The 17,980-nt window shown below is 35.5% G+C and carries 12 protein-coding genes; 6 read left to right on the top strand and 6 right to left on the bottom strand.

All coding sequences use genetic code 11. From position 1 onward, the window contains the following. The 6 genes from J8L71_RS18100 to J8L71_RS18075 all read left to right on the top strand — a co-directional run. Positions 1–2,746: condensation domain-containing protein (locus J8L71_RS18100; protein WP_211001765.1), on the top strand; the 2,746-nt coding region annotated here is incomplete at its 5' end. Beyond that, a complete protein-coding gene (locus J8L71_RS18095) occupies positions 2,733–3,710 on the top strand; it encodes a TauD/TfdA family dioxygenase (protein WP_211001764.1) in 978 nt (325 codons plus the stop codon). The genes J8L71_RS18100 and J8L71_RS18095, both read left to right, overlap by 14 nt. A gap of 17 nt (positions 3,711–3,727) precedes the next feature. Further along, complete coding sequence (locus tag J8L71_RS18090; protein ID WP_211001763.1) at positions 3,728–8,065, top strand: amino acid adenylation domain-containing protein; 4,338 nt, start codon at positions 3,728–3,730, stop codon at positions 8,063–8,065. Between the two features lie 155 nt (positions 8,066–8,220). Next, positions 8,221–9,354, top strand: coding sequence for a serine hydrolase domain-containing protein (locus tag J8L71_RS18085; protein ID WP_211001762.1), 1,134 nt, complete (start codon positions 8,221–8,223; stop codon positions 9,352–9,354). A gap of 107 nt (positions 9,355–9,461) precedes the next feature. Next, positions 9,462–10,640, top strand: a complete 1,179-nt coding sequence (gene dapE, locus J8L71_RS18080) for a succinyl-diaminopimelate desuccinylase (RefSeq protein ID WP_211001761.1) — start codon at positions 9,462–9,464, stop codon at positions 10,638–10,640. Between the two features lie 441 nt (positions 10,641–11,081). Then, positions 11,082–12,008 carry a TauD/TfdA family dioxygenase gene (locus J8L71_RS18075; protein ID WP_211001760.1) on the top strand — a complete coding sequence of 309 codons (927 nt, stop codon included), beginning with the start codon at positions 11,082–11,084 and terminating at the stop codon, positions 12,006–12,008. A gap of 839 nt (positions 12,009–12,847) precedes the next feature. Here J8L71_RS18075 and J8L71_RS18070 read toward each other — a convergent pair. From J8L71_RS18070 to J8L71_RS18045, 6 genes are all read right to left on the bottom strand, one after another. Then, positions 12,848–13,588, bottom strand: coding sequence for a 4'-phosphopantetheinyl transferase superfamily protein (locus J8L71_RS18070; RefSeq protein WP_211001759.1), 741 nt, complete (start codon positions 13,586–13,588; stop codon positions 12,848–12,850). Then, entirely contained in the window at positions 13,588–14,361 is a 774-nt protein-coding gene (locus tag J8L71_RS18065) for an alpha/beta fold hydrolase (protein ID WP_211001758.1), read from the bottom strand. The genes J8L71_RS18070 and J8L71_RS18065 overlap by 1 nt, the downstream gene beginning before the upstream one ends. A gap of 168 nt (positions 14,362–14,529) precedes the next feature. Further along, complete coding sequence (locus J8L71_RS18060; protein WP_211001757.1) at positions 14,530–15,525, bottom strand: hypothetical protein; 996 nt, start codon at positions 15,523–15,525, stop codon at positions 14,530–14,532. Further along, the gene (locus tag J8L71_RS18055; RefSeq protein WP_211001756.1) at positions 15,488–16,270 is read right to left on the bottom strand and encodes a hypothetical protein; all 783 of its coding nucleotides are present in this window, start codon (positions 16,268–16,270) and stop codon (positions 15,488–15,490) included. Before J8L71_RS18055 ends, J8L71_RS18060 begins: the two co-directional genes overlap by 38 nt. Beyond that, positions 16,237–17,385, bottom strand: a complete 1,149-nt coding sequence (locus tag J8L71_RS18050) for a hypothetical protein (RefSeq protein ID WP_211001755.1) — start codon at positions 17,383–17,385, stop codon at positions 16,237–16,239. The genes J8L71_RS18055 and J8L71_RS18050 overlap by 34 nt, the downstream gene beginning before the upstream one ends. Before the next feature lie 101 nt (positions 17,386–17,486). Further along, on the bottom strand, positions 17,487–17,678 hold the full coding sequence (locus J8L71_RS18045; protein WP_211001754.1) for a hypothetical protein: 192 nt from the start codon (positions 17,676–17,678) through the stop codon (positions 17,487–17,489). Between the last annotated feature and the right edge of the window lie 302 nt (positions 17,679–17,980).

Below are 17,980 nucleotides of genomic sequence, written 5' to 3'. Positions count from 1 at the left end.
AGTGATGGTAGAGCATAAAGGGTTACTTTCATTTACTTCTGAAAATAATTTTTTACAAGTCAACTCAGTAAGAAAAGTTGCAAGCTTTTCTACGTTTTCTTTCGATGCATTTGTATTTGATCTTTTTTATACATTGGCAAATAAAGCAACTTTGTATTTACTGTCTAACAATGAGATTCAGGTACCATCACTAACCAAGAAGGTATTGATAGATAATAATATCGATACAATGTTTATTACCACAGCATTATTTAATTATTTTTCTAAATCTAATGTTTTGAAGGGCGTACCATTAGTTAATCTTTTGTTTGGTGGTGAAAAAACCGATCTTTATGCGACTAAACATGTACTGAATACTTTACCAAATACTAAGCTTATAAATGTCTATGGGCCAACTGAAGGTGTGGTTTTTGCAACGTCACATTATTTTGAAAGAAGTCCATCTAATGCTCCTATAGGAACTGCGTTACAAAATAAAGTTCTATACGTACTGGATGAGTATCAGAATCCAGTTCCGACAGGCGTCCCAGGAGAACTTTATATTGGTGGAAAGGGGATCGCTAGAGGTTATCTGAATAAAGTTAAACAAACTGATGAATCATTCGTACAGCTGCCTCACCTGACAACTAAAAAGTCGTCAGCTAAAACACGTTTTTATAAAACGGGTGATATAGTCCGGAGATTAGCAAATGGTGAATTGGAGTTTATTGGTCGAGCTGATCATCAGATAAAACTTCGTGGCTTCAGAATAGAACTAAGTGAGATTGAATCTGTTATGGCAAGTTACCCCGGTGTACGCAATGTGGTTGCAGTTGTTGTTAATTCCAATTTACCGGATGCACAGATAGTTTCATATGTGACAGCAGAAAGCTTATCAAATTCAGATCTGCCTAGGCTAAAAGCATTTGCTAAACAGAAACTACCAGATTATATGGTGCCAGTACATTTCATGATTATTGAATCGATTCCTATGACTAAAAATGGGAAAATTGATTTTAAAGCATTACCAACAATTTCAAAAGAAATCTTTTCCGAAGGATATATGGCGCCTAGAACGACTAATGAGCAAGCCATTTGTGAGGTCTGGGAAGAAAATCTTCAAATTAAAAAGGTTAGCGTGACCGAAAATTTCTTTAGTTTGGGTGGCAATTCATTAATGGCTATGACTACAGTTTCGCAGATAAACATGAAACTGGGTACTGAATTAACTATTCGCGACCTATTTGAATGTTCTACAGTTGCTGAGTTATCTCAATGTATTGAGAGGGCCTCAGATGCTAATAACGCTAAAATATCAAAATCGACGATACAAGATTATTACCCTTTATCTTACTCCCAACAAGGTATGTTTATGGAATATTCTTTGGGTAATGGTGCTGCTCAAAATGTGTCAGTGGCCATAAGAGTATCTAAAGATTTTAATATTAATTTGTTCCAGATTTCGATTAACAATCTCATACATCAATATACTTCGTTGCGAACCCGATACCACATAATAAATGGAGAACCAGTTCAATCGATAATGCCTTTTCACTCTGGGTGTCAGGTTGAGATTGTAGAACTTAATAATAAGTATTTGAGCTCCGAACAATGGGAAGACATAGTAAGATCGGATTTTGCATTGCGTTCTGAAAAATCGTTAGATATCTTAAATGGTGAGTTGATAAATGTTTTTTATTATCGACTGAATGAAGAAAACCAAGTGATCGCCATAAATGTATCCCACATTGCCACAGATGGTCATTCAATGCAGATTCTTCAACGTCGTTTATTCGATAACTATGCAGTATTAGCTAGTGGGGGGGAATTGCATGTCGATTCAGATATGCTTCAATACCACGATTTTGCTTACTGGCAGAGAAACGAAGGAGCTATTAATTTAGCAAGAAGTAGAAAGTACTGGCGGCAAACCTTATTGGAATTTATCTCCAAGCCAACACTAAAACAAGACGTTACTGACCATTCCGGTGACACTTCCCCCAGTTCAGAAGTCTTAGAGTTTAACCTTTCTATTACAGAGCTCAATTTATTAAAAAATATTCAAAAAAGATATCATTGTTCTGATTTTTCTGTTTGGATGGCTATATTAAGTATGATTATTGCCTATCATAATAATGAGAAATCTACCTGTATTAATGTTGATTTTGCAGGAAGAAACCACCACCAATGCAGAGATATAGTTGGTCTATTTGTAAATCCACTGTGTGTTGTTAATGAAATTCCTTCTAACCTTCCCTTTGATGATGTTCTTAAAAACTCAGCTATTAACTTGAATACGGCAATTGCACACAGTGATATGCCATTTAAAGAAGTAGTGAAGTCTCTGGACTCTGGGAATTACGAACTAGCACGAAATTTGTTGAATATCAAATTATCGTATAACGATTTTTTCCAAACAGGGATGAATATTAATGATGAGAAGGGGCAAGCTTCAAGGCTGGATGCTCAACCCTTCAGTTTGGGAAAGGCTACCAATAAATACAGCCTATCTTTAACTATTTCTCCGTCTGAGTTTGGCATTGAAGGACGATGGGTCTTTGATCCTTCTAAGTTGAGCAGAAAAACTGTTGAATTTTTGCAGAAGGCACTACTTGAAGTATTAGTTTGTATCCAAGAGAGCATGACATTTTCATTAGAAGACTTGTCAGAACAGCTCTTAAAACATCAAAAGTTAGCAACATTGAAAAGGAAAAGTAAATTTTCGGCAAAATATAAAAAAAAGGAAGTCAATAATGAAGTTCAATAATTGGAAAAATATCAAATCAGAAAGTATCGTAGAGCGAAAGTTGAAAACTGGCTTACTTCCACTGACGTACCGGGCAGAAGAAAACGTGAGTACTCTTCAAACATGGTTTGCTGAAAATCAGACAAGTTTGTTTCAGGAGCTAACACGATTCGGAGCCATTTTATTTCGTGGATTTAGTGTGAATAGTACAGACGCATTTGAAGATGTAGTTAATGTTGCTCTTGAAAAAACGTCACAGTATGTTGAAGGTGCTACTCCGAGAACTTCGGTGTCTAGATCTGTTTATACTTCTACTGAATTTCCTCCCTCCGAAGAAATAGCGTTACATAATGAACTTTCTTATACAGTAGTGCCACCGTCAAAGATCTTATTCTATTGCAATGAAAGTAATTGCCAGGGGGGAGAAACCCCAATTGCTGATGTTAGGAAGGTACTTAAATACATAGATCCTGAGATAATAGATGAGTTTTCTAGAAGAGGAGGATATAGACTTGTTCGCAATTTTGGGGCTTCATTGGGGCCTTCGGTCGAAAAAGTATTTGGTACAACAGATCGTAAAAGGATCTTTACGTATTGTGAAGAAGCAGATATTAAAATAGAGTCATTCGAACACGATAAGATGGTTACGAGCCAAGTCCGACCTGCGGTGCACAAACACCCTACGACGGGTGAACTTTTGTGGTTTAATCATGTTGCCTTCTGGCACTCTTCCAGTTTACCAACAAATTACCGAGAAATGATGGAAAAGTCACTTGGAGCAGATGGTTTGCCTTTTCTAACCCGATTTGCAGATGACTCTCTAATTCCCGAGAGCTACATTGCAAATATCAGGCAGGCTTACTGTAATGCTGAGCAGTTATTCACTTGGAAACCGGGAGATGTCCTGTTGTTAGATAATTGGTTAGTGGCACACGGAAGAAAAGCTTTCAATGGTACACGTAAAGTATTTGTAGCAATGGGATAAAATTTTAAGGAATAGAAATGAAAGAGCAAAATTTAGACTATAAGAAATATTACAAAAACATTTCACCAATTCAAAAAAATTTACTGGCGAGCTCTTCAGGTGGAATTAATAAAGCTAGAGTTAGCGGTATCTACGAAGGGGAACTGGATATTGAGGCGGTTAAACGGCGTTTTAATCGAATTGTTTCCCAACATCAGGTTTTGCAAATCATTGAGAATGAACAAAATAAAAATCAACCATTTTTGAGTCAAGAAATACTAGATGTTGAAGTAATCGATTTACAGGCCGTACCGAAAGCTGAATGTAATAAAAAAATAGCGCAGATATCCAAGCAAATTTTACATGCTAAAGTTCCTATTTATTTACATGTAATTCTATTGGAGTCTGAAAGAAAGTGGCTAATGCTCTCTGCTTCATGTTTATCGGTAGACTATCACTCATTATGCTCAATTTTATCTGCTGTACTAGATGCTGAACACCCCTTAAACTTGCAGAAAGAAAGCGAAGTTGTGGCATATGAAGATGTAGCGGAGTGGTTACAAAGTATCAAGAATGATCCTGAAAATATGTGTCTGACCAATATTGTTAACGAAGATACCTTGACCAGGTTTTTTAACAGTAAACTAGGCATTTCGAGTTATCTGAATACAGAAACATCTTATCAAACAAGAAAGCTGAATTTAGATACTATGCTGCCTAATATTACAGAGATTGCACATAGATACAAATGTAACCTTGAGCAGGTAGTCAGCTCAGCTATTAGAATGGCACTTAGAAAATTTACGCCAGAGGTAGAGCTTGCACATTATTTTTCATGCCGGGACGATGAAGATTTACTTCATGTTATTGGTCCCTTAGAAAATGTTATCCCGATTCATGTGCAACATTACGAAGATTTAAATAATGCCGTGGCGTCTGAAACACTTGCACGAAAACATGTGGAAGGAATCACAGAGTGTCTCTATAAGCCTAGAAGATTTAACCAAAAACCGTACTTGTATAGCTTTGCGAGTCAGAATGTTGAAATGCCAGCACAGTTTGAGATTGACACATGTTATTGTATTTCAGAAGCTAGCCAAATTCAGTTCCTTTTCAATCACAATATAAAAAGTTGCGAACTGTTGATTCATTTTGACACTCAGATGCTTAATGATACTGCAATAAACTTGATTATTCGTGAAATTGAGCATGTACTCACAACACTGAATAATACTCGACAAGAAAAATGTTTGAGTGGGGATGTTTTCAACTGTGACTATCAAAATGTCATTACATGGAGTAAACAGGTATTTAGAACCCATCCACACTCAAATATTGTGGATCAATTTGGTAAAGCAACAACGTTCTTAGAATTTGAGCAGGATACAGCGAAGTTATCCCATTATTTACTGAACCAGGGGGTTGTTAGTGGCTCTAAAGTGGTTATTTGGATGAATCGGAGTATTGATTTTCTAAAGGCCCTTTATAGTGTGTTAGCAACAGGTGCAACTTATATTCCATTAGACGGAAGTGTTGAAAAAGGAAGGGCGGAAAGTATCATTGAGCAGCTTAACCCTGAATTGATTTTAACCGATGTCCCTCACTTGGAGATCAATCAACGAGTAAGAACTACTGCGTTTTCTGAAATTGATTTGTCGGCTTATTCACCCAACTTTATTACTCCTAATATACGTAAAAGTGACCTTGCTTATATCATATTTACCTCGGGTTCAACTGGCGAACCTAAAGGAGTTCAAATGAGCCATGGGGCGTTACTAAACCACATGAGCTGGATGATTAATGAGTTTCAATTCGGTCCTGCTGATACAATACTGCAAAGAACTAATGGTAGTTTTGATGCATCTATCTGGGAATGCTGGGCACCGTTATTGAGCGGAGCTAATTGCGTTGTGAGTGACACCAGTATGAATTATGCACCTGATGAGCTAATTGCGATAATTAAATCTCATAAAGTTAATATCTTACAAGTTGTGCCTTCTTTTCTAGAATTGTTGCTCGCATTTGATAACTTCAATGAAAGTCTCGAATTAAAATCGCTGTTTTGTGGCGGAGAACAACTAAAAACAAACACTGCACGTCAGGCTATGGGGAGCCTTAAATGTGACATTTTTAATTTATATGGCCCAACAGAATGTTGCATTGACACAACTTTTTTTAAATTTGACCCTGCTTTAAATTCTGATGTAGTGCCAATTGGAAAACCCATTTACAACTTACAATGTATGGTCTTAAATGCCAATAATGAAATTGTTGGTCCAGGCCAAATAGGTGAACTTCTTGTTGGAGGGGAATCTTTATTTGAAGGTTATTTTGATCGACCTGAACAGACTAAAAATGCTTTGTTCTTTGATAATTCGGGTAACCGGTATTATAAAACCGGTGATATTGTTCAAGTATTGTTTGACGGTACCATTGTTTTTATTGAGAGAAAGGACAATCAAGTACAAGTAAACGGTTATCGTGTCGAACTACCTGAGATTAGTAAAACAGCGGAATCCTTTTCAGGGTGTGAAAGAGCACACTGCATTTATGACGAAACTAACAAGGGACTGATATTATTTGTCATTGGCGATAATAATATTGATGTTTCCAAATTGAATTCTCACTTAAAAAGTACGCTTCCCGCCTATATGATGCCTGAGTACACCTTATTGGTAGATGAGTTTGCAGTAAACCCCAATGGTAAAATTGATGAAACTGTACTGTTGAATATTGCCAGGAAAAAGAAACAACAACAGCAATACGTTGCGCCAGTTACGGATCTGGAAAAGAAACTCGTTCACATATGGTCTGAAATTTTAGGTCAAACCAAACCCATCGGAGTTAATGATAACTTTCACTCGCTTGGTGGTGATTCGATTTTAGGGATAAAGGTCGTTTATGAGGCATCAAGACAAGGTGTTGAATTTACCATCGTTGAATTGTTTAAACACTCAACAATCGCAGAATTAAGTCGCGAAATTGAGGTAAAAGCTAATACAGAATATGTTTCTCTTGTTGAGAGTGTTACAGAAACACGAGAACAAAAAGAACTGCTTGAGCGCTTCGAAGATGCTTATCCTGCTACCGGTATGCAAACCTTTATGTTGCGTCAATATGAGAGAGACCACGCTAGGTTAGGGATGTTCCATCCTCAAGAAGTCATCAACGTTGATACAGACGAGATAACCATGGAAGCACTTGAAAAGGCAATTAACGGGGAGTTGTTTTCTGCTAATTTCAGAACTCGGTTCGTTGAATCAAATGATGACATATACCAAGTAATAGTGCCTTTCAAAAGGCTTTCTATAACTCATGTTATAGTTGAGAATGAGAAGCAACTAAATGAGGAAGTTAGAAAAACTCTTGAGCATGACAGGTATTTACCATTTAATTGGCGAAATATTGACGAATTATTGATACGGATTTATTTACTGGAGAGTAAAGACGGAGTGGGCAAAATTGTAATGTCAAATCTGCATGCTATTCAAGATGGGTGGGGCAATATTGAATTTAAAAATAATGTTTTGCGACGTATTCAGGATTACCAAAATGATGATCGCAGCGAAAATATTTTAGAGCAAAATGTGCCAAAAGAGTTCTCCATTCAGGAGCAAAGTTATAATAGAGACCCTGCCATAGAAAGTTATTGGATACAGAAGTCTGAGCAGTTTGAGACTTCACGCTGGGAGTATTCAACATTTGGATGTGAAACTATTCAGCAGCGACTATTTAGCCTGGATCCTGATGATTCTCAAGCATTGCAAAAGGGAGCAGAATTACTTGGTGTGCATGCTAAAAGCCTATACTTAGTCGTATTGCTTAATACTGTTAAAGACGTATTTGGTGAAGATAGAGCAAGTGCAGGATTGGTTACTAACGGTCGGAATGCAAGCCTATCCGATCCATTGGGTGCGAAAGGGTTATTTTGGAATCTTATTCCTTTTAAACTTAACGGAAAGTCTAATTTAATAGAAAATATTAAGGCCACTCAAGATGAACTTTTCGCACTTGAAAATTATGTGCGAATTTCCATAAACAAGCTATTCGCAATGAATGAAGGGAAGGTGCCTTTTTGGTTAACATTCAACTATGTGCACTTTCACAATCGAACCTACGATGTTCCTAAATCGGAGCCGGCAATGCAAGATCGTATACAATCTACCGACGATTTAAACATAAAGGATTATTTTGGCTTTCCACTGGAATTTTCAATTGCTGTTAATCAGAGCCAGGTGAGGTGTCTAATTAACTTTAACCCAAATGTTATTAATAGTTCTGACATTAATGGCTTTATCAAATGTTTTCATAAGAAATTGAAAGCATTAAAGGTGTTAATTGAGGAGGATGTTCATTATTTATGTGATGTTGGTTAACACCGGATAAGTAAAGGTTGGTTAAATCAGCATATAACCAACCTATAAAAATCATTGACAGGTGGTATCAAATGTCTACCTGCTTCAATAAAATGTTAAGGACCCATTTGGCCGAGTTGTTATGAGTAATGTGGCTTTGGGCTAATGAGTAAAATATGAAAAATATTGTATCAATTTGGCTAAGTTTTATTTTTTTATTTGTTTCGAATGTAAGTTATGGATATTCAAGTTTAGAAAAAAAATGGACAGAAGAAAAATCATTAATGTTATTGAATTTTATGAGAAAAAACAGCGTTAGTGAGAAAGTTCCCAGTATATCAGTGGAAATTTTCAATGCGTCTGACGATGTTTTTTCGTTTACTGCTGGTTTGCAAAATGTTTCGGAGAAAAAAAACTTGACTACTGATAGCTGGATGCATTTAGGGTCTAATACTAAAGCATTTACTGGATTATTGGCAGCTAAGGTTGTACAACGAGGTTTAATTAATTGGGACACAAAGATAATTGAAGTTTTTCCTGAGCTAAAAGATAAAATTCATCATAATTTATTGTCAGTTAATTTACTTTCATTGCTTAATCATACTAGTGGTATGGCCCCTACAACAGGTTTTAATTGGCGTAAGTGCACATCAAAACACAACAATAAAAGTGGTATAAAATTAAGAGAAGATTACGTGGCATGTATCGTTGTCGAGAAGCCGGAAAAAGTTGATAAATACCTTTACTCCAATTCGGGTTATATCGTAGCAGCTGCTATGCTAGAAAGAGTTACCAACTTGGATTGGGAGTCTATGCTCCTGCGAGATATTTGCACCCCTTTAGGCATTGATTGTTTGTTTGGCTGGCCAGCACAGCACTCACCTGATTATACCCTTGGATATGAAAAAAGTTTTTTTGGTAATTACACAGCACAAAACGTAGATGATTATGCCTTGCCTAGGGAATTTGGACCGGCTGGGGATGTTTCCTTGACGGTTAATGATTATAAGACTTTTGTACAGTTTTTTTTACGCGGTATAAAAGGGCAAGAGGATTTTCTTAATACAGAAGAGTTTGAATTTCTTTTATATAGCGGACTTGGGAAAACGCTGGGTGTTGGCTGGGGAAGTTATGTTACAGATGAAGGCTTCACAATTAGTAAGCATACTGGTAGCGCTGGACCTTTTGACGTGAGGGTTATCATAGTCAAAGAGTGTCAGTTGGCCTTTACAGTGATGTTAAATTCGGATGCTGGAGAGGTGGCAAAATTGATTGAAGAATATATTCTGGAGTTAGTTGTTTCAGAATGAAGGAACTAATAAGGGTCTATTGACCGGGACATTTACTAAAGAAAGCGATATAAATTAGTCGTTTTATTATTTTACTTTTTACATAAAAATTCAAAAAGGATAGTATTTTGCAAGGAATATCAGCGGAATCAGATACTTCATTAGACGTCAAGTATCTTATAGAACTTATCAATTTCCCATCAGTTACGCCTTTTAGTGCTGGTTGTATGGAATGGCTGTCAAAACAGCTTCAGAATTTAGGGTTTGTTTGCCGTTCTTTTAATAAATGCGGTGTGACCAATATGATTGCAGAGCTGGATTTTGGCAAAGTCGGGCCTACTTTTGCTTTTGCCGGACATATTGACGTCGTCCCAGCTGACACAAACGAGTGGCACAGCGACCCTTTTGAAGCACAAATTATTGGTGAGTGCATTGTAGGTCGAGGAGCCGCAGATATGAAGGGGGCCATTGCGGCGATGTTAGCAGCTTGTGAAATACTCATATCGTCAAAAACTCCTCTAACAGGAAAGCTGCTATGGTTAATTACCTCTGATGAAGAAGGTGAAGCAGAGTTTGGTACTTATGAAATCGTACAGAAGTTAAAGGAGCGCAACCTTAATATTGATTACTGTTTGGTAGGCGAGCCTACTTGCGACAGTAAAATTGGCGATACTATTAAAAATGGTAGACGAGGCGCTATCTCTGGGAAAATCATTTTTGAAGGCCGAAAAGGTCATGTAGCTTATCCGCAAAAGAGTATCAATGCCGCACATGTCGGCATTGAATGTGCCAAAAAACTAGTTGATATCGACTGGCGGTTTGAAGGAAAAGAAGCCGAAACAAGCCTTCAGGTCACGAATTTGCACGTTCCTTACGCACTGGACAACATTGTGCCGGGGCAGTGTCATGTCGACTTTAATATTCGTTATGGTCATGAGTTAAATAGCGAAATTGTAAAGTCAAGAGTTCACGAGGCTCTGGAATTTTGTCAGAAAAAATATTTCGTTAATTGGGAGAGGGCGTGTGAGCCTTATTATAGCAATTTCAAAGAAGAAGGCGCCAGTAATTTATTAGATATTCTTGAAAGGTCTATAAACATTAATGTGGGTATATACCCAAAGTTAAGCACTAGCGGAGGAACTTCAGATGGTCGATTCATTAGAGAAATTTGTGAGCAAGTTATTGAGTTCGGCTTACGCAATTATTGTATACACCAAATCAACGAGAAAGTAGCAATTTCAGAATTAAATATGCTAACAAAGATATATTCGGATATTCTCCGTTCGTTGTTTGTTAGTGCGAAATAATTTTAAACAGAATGTTATGGAGAAGGGGCTTATGAAGGTTAAAGTTAATGGGGTATATGTGGCAGGACGGTGTAAAAAAGCAGTAACAGTGATTGGTTTATCCTGTTTTGTATTGATCTTTTTAGCCTCGATTTCAATATTTCTCATGCCTAGCTTAGTAGCTGCAACATTGATAGTTGTTGTCTTTGCAATCTCACTGGGGGCGCTATCAATTGTGGTCAGCTTATTTAAGAAAAAATGATCAGAGTGAGTTATGGTGTCAATTTGATAACGAGGACTTAATAGCTGTGGGCATCACGATACTTTTTAATAAGGAAATTCCCAACCTCATTATTAAAAAAGATTGTTTTAGGTAACTCAGTACATTGCAGCTAAATGACCAAACAAGGTTGCGATGTTTTAACTTGTAGAATTTAAATACATTATGGAGCACTGTAAATAATGACAGAAGTAATTAATGAACCAACCATTTTCATTGGAGAAAAGAATGAGGATCCGGGCAAATGGTATATAGAAAATGAAGCGCTTGTAAATGATAAATTATTAAATAAGGGGGCCGTCTTATTAAGAGGGTTCAAAATGGCTGGACTAACAGATTTCGACAAGTTTGTCGGAAACTCAATTAGTCAAAATGCTAAGTACCTTGGAGGAGCAACTCCCAGAAAGAATTTGACACGAAAAGTGTCAACGTCAACAGAATTTCCTAAAGAACAGGAAATTAGTCTACATAATGAGTTATCTTATGAGAAGCAGCTTCCGGAAAAGCTTATCTTTTGTTGCCTTTTACCTTCATTAACGGGTGGACAAACGCAGTTATCGGATGTTCATCAAGTGTACAATTTGATTAACACAGAAATTATCGACGAATTTAAAAAGCGCAACGGCTGGAAGCTGGTGAGAAATTTTGGTAGAGGATTTGGCCCCACTATAAAGAATGGCTTTGGTACTGAAGATATTGATCTAATTCGTCGGGATGCTTTAGAGAGAGATATTGAAATTGAAATTATAGATGATAGGATCGTCAGAACAACTCAAACCGTTGATGCGGTCAAACGACATCCTGTCAGTGGAATTCCTCTTTGGGTGAATCACATTGCTTTTTGGCATAAGTCAAGTTTTGAGCCTGAGCAATTGAAGTTAATGTCAGATATTCTATCAGCAGATGAATTTCCTTATAATACATTGTTTGGTGACGGTACTGTGATCCCTGATGATTATATCGCCAATATTCGAGCTGCATACAGTGAGGCTGAATTTATGTTTGATTGGGTAAAAGGTGATATTCTTATTGTAGATAACTATCGTATTGCTCATGGACGAAAGCCATATACAGGTAAGAGGAAAGTGCTTGTTTCTATGGGTAAGTAGTCTAATACATTAATGACTCACATCATTTTTTCGATTTGATTCATGGCGTTAACAATAAGTTTTTGTTAAAAGCCATTTCATATGAGGTGGTTTTTTGAAAGTTGATTTCACTAATTTCACAAGACAGTCATAACTCATAGCAAATAGGCTTCCTTAAATATCGCTAGTTACACACAGGCTATATAAGGCAGGCCTCTAGATAACTTTGTAAAAGGCAGTAATGGTTAATTGGTTGATAGATGGATTAGAGGCACTGTAACCAGACCGATATGTACTCGTTCTCTACTATAGTTTCAAAATGACTTAAGGTTGTGTCGCTGGCATGTGCTTCAGTATAGTTATAATAAATAGCCAGATTTTTTCACCTTTTATCACTAATGGTTTTGTTGCTTGCCTTTTACGATTGCTATCACTACTCAGTCTGTGGCACTCAGGGTAACGTTTGAATTTATCAAACTTTTTTATCGTGTAATAGAGTGTTTTCGGGTTATGACTTAATTGTCGGTAAAGTTTCAAATGCATGGAATCATTTTATTTCGATACCAGGTCGAGTGAACAAAGTGTGCAATCGGGAATAGATTAAATTGATTTAATCTTTTGCGTAATGGTTTAATGATTTGTGAATCTGTCTAGACATTTAACAAATGGTATCTCATCAAAATATTATAGGGTGGCTCGGCTAAGAAAAAAATCATTACATCAACGTCTTTAGGTGCAAATAAAAAATGCATTGGAGCTGTGATATCAGCAATTGGTATTTATTAGAGAAGTGTGTCTAAACTCTGAGCTTTAATAATGTAGTAATCTCGACAAATATTTTGACAAACGCTGGTCGTGAATCAGATGACACACAGGGTCAAAACTTTATTCTCAAATAGAAAGTAAGTGCAGTCTACATGAGAAACTAGCCTGTACTTATCACAGAAATTTTTATCAAGACAGAACGTTAAACTCTGCCTAGCTGTGTCTACTTTAGATAGCCTAGCAACCTCAAAACCAAAATATCCTGAAACGTTATTGTAAAGTGCTTTGAATATGGATTCCTTTGCTGAAAAAATTAGCGTTGTGGAAAAGTTAATTGGGATATTATTTAACGTCAATAACTTTAGCTCTTGCTGGTCGTGTATCTGTTGTGCCAATTCTTTGGCATTATTGGTTTCTAATATTTCTTCCATATCAATACCTATGCCATTTAAGCTTTCTATATCACCTATTGCGCAGAGGGCGTAGGTATTTGTATGAGTTATGCTGCCCAGAACACCCGTTGGCCATATGGGCTCTCGGTGTTTACCTGAAGGAATGTCACATATTGCCTGATTTTCGCCAAAGTGTTGTTTGAGTGCCTGCTTGGCGCAATATCTACCAGCTAAGTACTCTGCTTTTCTTTTAATAACGGCCTGATCCAAATTGATATTTTGAACAATAGCATATTCTTGAAATAGGCTTTGTGTAAATCGTTCGGCAGAAAATTGAACGCCTGATATGATTAAGTCTGGTTGTTCGGTTCGCCAAACACTACATTGTAACACAAAGGAGTCCTGGGCTCTTTGTGTTATTAAAAGCCAATTTGGTTCAAACATTAGGATATCAGTGCCGTTTGATTTTTAATTTCTTGATTGGCTGATACTAGTATATCGGTAAGCGTGGTCAGAACCTGATTTTTCGCTTCATTTATAAAGAAATGCCCACCTTTGAATGCGATTGTGTTTATAGTGAATTTTGACAATTCCTGCCAAGCATTTACTTTTTCAATAGTCACAGCGTCATCTTCAATACCGTAAAAAACTGTTATTGGACATGATAGGGGTTCAGGTTTCGCCACATGTGATTCAGCAATTCTGAAGTCAGCCCTTAAAGATGGGAGTACTAGTTGCATCAGCTCCTTATTATGCAGAATTTCTTTGGGCGTTCCATTCAAATCCTCTAATTTTTTAGCAAATTCCCAATCAGATAGATTGTGAATAGATTCTAATTTTTCAGCTAGATGTGGTGCACGGCTACCTGATGCAATAAAGTGGAGTGGTGCGAGTAACCTTCTGTACTGTAATTCTCTGGCTACTTCAAACGCAACGCGGCTGCCTAAGCTATGCCCGAAAAACACATAGGGAACCTCTGTGATGAAATTTTGTTCTGCCAAGATTTCTGAGGTTAAGGACAACATATCTTCATGGGCGACTTCACTAAACCTGGAACCTCTTCCTGGAGGCTGAAGTAATACAACTTCAACGTCTTTTGGTAAATGTCTTACCCATGGTACGAAGGCTGTAGCCGAACCTCCAGCATAAGGGAAGCAAAAAAGTCTCAGTCTAGGTTTGAAGACAGGATTTGGTATGAGAAATAGATTCTTAGTCACAATTTTTCCTTATTTAGTGCATCAGCAGAGTTTTTCTTGGTCAGCTTTGACCAGACACTTAACTTTTCTAAAAGACGTTTCTAAAAAATATCTATGATTCATTTAGTCATATTCACCTTAATAATCATTTATTGAAATGTCCGGCTAATTCAACCAAAATAATGCTCACTAATCGACTTTCCATACATCTGCATTCGTGATTATATCAGTTATTTTATTTACTGATTTTTGCCAATGTAAATTACTTTTCTCTATCTTGCTCAACAACTCTAATAAACTTTCGTTTTTAAAGTCTATCTCATATTTTCCATGGATATGTTTATGCAATTCACTAATGAACTCCCAACTATAAGGATTGCTGGCTATGACACTTTCGAAGTTACGGAAAATCTCGTCATTTATAGCTCGTATGTTGCCTGAGAAGGGTTTATTTATATTAATCAACTCACCAGATTCAAAAATGATTTTACCATTATCCCAATAAGATGTAGGCATAATTATATCGACATCTTCTAACTTACTTATGAAATATGCAGCTCCTAGCATTGAAGGGTATATTTCATTAAATACTTTAGTGACTGAAAACGATCCCGACACATTAAAAACATCCACATATAAAGACAAGCAACCACCACTTTTTAGTTTTTTAAAACTATGGATCAGGTCTTTTCTATTATTAAGAGCAACATTTATATTTTTATACTTTGAAAGTAAATCAATATGAAAAGAGTTATCTTTTACTAATTTATCAGAAGCCATAAAGCAGGTTATATCCCGATTAATTTCTTCTAGTACTTCAGAGAAAGGAACTGCTCCTAAATAATGGAAACCAGAGTGAGTCATTAAAATTAATGTAGGTCTCTTTGATTTTAAAGATTCTTTAAAATTATGAGATAGCTTAACTTCTATTAAATTATCACATATATACTTATGATGTCTCTCTATATTTTTAGAGTTATATAGCCATTTAATATAAACCTGCAAAAATTTAAAGCTTATATAATTGAAAGCTAAGTTTTTTCTATTTTTGGTATCGAAACTTTTTCTTACTGCCATTTTCATATTTAACATGGTCTTGTTAGAGCAAAGCATCAAACACAATCTCTTTGGAAGTAAGTATGGGACTTTAGCTATAACGGGGATTAAGCTTGCTAATACGCTCATAATTATCGTTGATTTCCACTTTTATATTAATGTATTCTAATTCATCCACAACGCCTTTAGCGTATAGTTCATCAGCAATCATTAGAAGTATGTTGTAATTGTATTTTTCATTGATCTCTCTTGATTTAGGATTAAACAAGTGAATTATATCGTAAAATAATATTTTATATTTATATTTATTTAAATTAATCTCAATATTATTTAAAATCAGATCTAAAATATGGTTGACAGAATTTGTTTTATTAAATTCTAAGCTTCCTATATTCAATCTTTCATTTAATATGTGACACCTCATACCAGCAGTTGAAAGCATAGCTGGAAATGTTAATGGGATCATTATTTTCGATTGTCCAACATCCCTTAATAAAGAGAAGTTAACGGATGCATAATCAAACTCTACAAAATATAAAAATAACCCTTGATTGGCACCCTTCCATAAAGATGAAAAATTAGAGTAGATATAATAAGAAACTTTATCTGATTCTTTAAATCGACTTTTTAGTACATAATGGTTTGGTAAATATAATTTACCTGGAAAGCTCTTTATCAGCATCTCTATGATCAATATCGAGTTTGGTGTAAATACTGAGAAAACTAGAGCTTTTTCACCTTTAATCTTATCAGGAATACGGCTAGCACGGTATTTTCCAAATGTCTTAATAATTATTAAATCAATTAAAGTGTTTATGTAGTATTTTATGTGATTAATAATTAAGGATTTAATTTTAATTGCTTTTGATGACACAGGATGCCCTTTAAATACTTTAGGTAACTAATAAATTTAACCGGGGTTTTTATTGCGTTAATAATTAAAAATATAAAAATAAAAACCTTAAATGTTAAAATGAACCAATAAACACCATCTTCGTATAATGAAAAGTTATAGCTATAAGTGATTGATAAAATTGATATAAAAATATTATAAGCCAGGGTCAAGGTTAAGCAGTAATATAGTGTTGAAATTAAAATGACACTAAGAACAAAAATTAAATCTTTAAATGACTTGTCATTTAATTCAATGACATGTAAAAAATAAGACTTAAAACTCTTTTTCCCGCATAAATCTAACAAGGCCCAATACCCGTCAAATTTTACAAGTGGATTTAAAGCAAATATAATAGAAATAGCAATCATTAATGATGTAACGTATAATTCGTAGGAGTTAAAAACAGAGGATAATAAAAATATAATTGTCAAAAATAAAAATTGAAAATACACTCCTGCTAATGAAATGATAAGCCTTTTTCGTTTATTAACCTTCCAGCTTCTACTAACATCGGCGAAAAAAACTGGAATTGCATAATAAAAAGCTATTCCAATTGCACCGCATCTACCGGAATATTTTTTACATGCTGCCGCATGGCCAAATTCATGAAAGAGTACACTAATCAGATACATACTGAAAATTGATAGCCAAGAAGGGAAAGCTAGATATTCATAAGTTGGAAAGCCATTTGTGCTATTATACCAACAAATTGAGGATATTATAAATACAGAAAGCAACGCTTTAAAAACAATATTATCAAGCAAAAAATTAAATTTATCTGATAACTTGTTGGCAATACAACTATTGATAAACTGAAATGACAACTTACTTGCAGATATAGATTTATTTGTAGGCTCGCATTCAGATATTTTTTTTACAACACTTTTGGCTAATATGAGTTCATCATTTGTTAGATGAGACTTTTGAGGGAAATTCAAATAGTTAATAAAATCAATAATTAAAAGCCCTACAGTAGAATCAACAACCAAGTTGCTATCATTTGTTGATAAAAGACACTTCCCTTCTTTTAAATAATCTAAGTCAAACAAAACATCAATATTAATTGCGTAATCTTTTAGATCGTAGACTTCCATATATACTTACTATCCATTATACTTGTTGGTCGAATAAAAATTTATACATAGCTACATTAAAATTAATAGCTATGTATATATTACAGAGATACAATAACTTATTATTGATAGTCTCTAGGTTCACAAGCTCCGCCAACTTTTCCATCAAAGCATTGAGGTGCAACCGTAGGTGGAGCTGTTCCTGCCTCTAATAGTAAAACTGTTTGCATCTCTAACCTTGCTTCAAGTTTTTCTATTTCCATATTTTCTACGTTGATATTTTGGTTAGTATGTGAATGTTTTTTAATTTCCATAAGGTTTGTCCTTTTCAAAATTTCCAATCTAAATAACAGTAGCCGATCGATCCACCGAGCCGGCTCATAATTAATATACAAGCATTTTACGGAGGTTACAACTGTAAATATATTGTATAATTATTGTTTTATACAATTCCGCATAAAGATGAGTTCAACTTTTTCCATTCCCGATTACTCACTTTATCACTCGAACCGGTATTTAAATAAAGTCATTCCATGCTTTGAAACTTAATCAGCGATTTCGTCATAGTCCACTATTGGATATACAGTGTTGCCGTATCCAGCTCTATAGTTGGACC

The sequence above is a fragment of the Pseudoalteromonas sp. MMG007 genome (assembly GCF_018100985.1).
Classification (GTDB): Bacteria; Pseudomonadota; Gammaproteobacteria; order Enterobacterales; family Alteromonadaceae; genus Pseudoalteromonas.
Note: the sequence above shows the minus strand (reverse complement) of the source record. Positions and strands in the feature narration are given on the sequence as shown.

Coding starts and splice junctions, on each gene's coding strand:
- J8L71_RS18050 (WP_211001755.1), bottom strand. CDS start 17,385: ATGGAAGTCTACGATCTAAAAGATTACGCAATTAATATTGATGTTTTG.
- J8L71_RS18045 (WP_211001754.1), bottom strand. CDS start 17,678: ATGGAAATTAAAAAACATTCACATACTAACCAAAATATCAACGTAGAA.
- J8L71_RS18075 (WP_211001760.1), top strand. CDS start 11,082: ATGACAGAAGTAATTAATGAACCAACCATTTTCATTGGAGAAAAGAAT.
- J8L71_RS18070 (WP_211001759.1), bottom strand. CDS start 13,588: ATGTTTGAACCAAATTGGCTTTTAATAACACAAAGAGCCCAGGACTCC.
- J8L71_RS18090 (WP_211001763.1), top strand. CDS start 3,728: ATGAAAGAGCAAAATTTAGACTATAAGAAATATTACAAAAACATTTCA.
- J8L71_RS18060 (WP_211001757.1), bottom strand. CDS start 15,525: ATGAGCGTATTAGCAAGCTTAATCCCCGTTATAGCTAAAGTCCCATAC.
- J8L71_RS18095 (WP_211001764.1), top strand. CDS start 2,733: ATGAAGTTCAATAATTGGAAAAATATCAAATCAGAAAGTATCGTAGAG.
- J8L71_RS18085 (WP_211001762.1), top strand. CDS start 8,221: ATGAAAAATATTGTATCAATTTGGCTAAGTTTTATTTTTTTATTTGTT.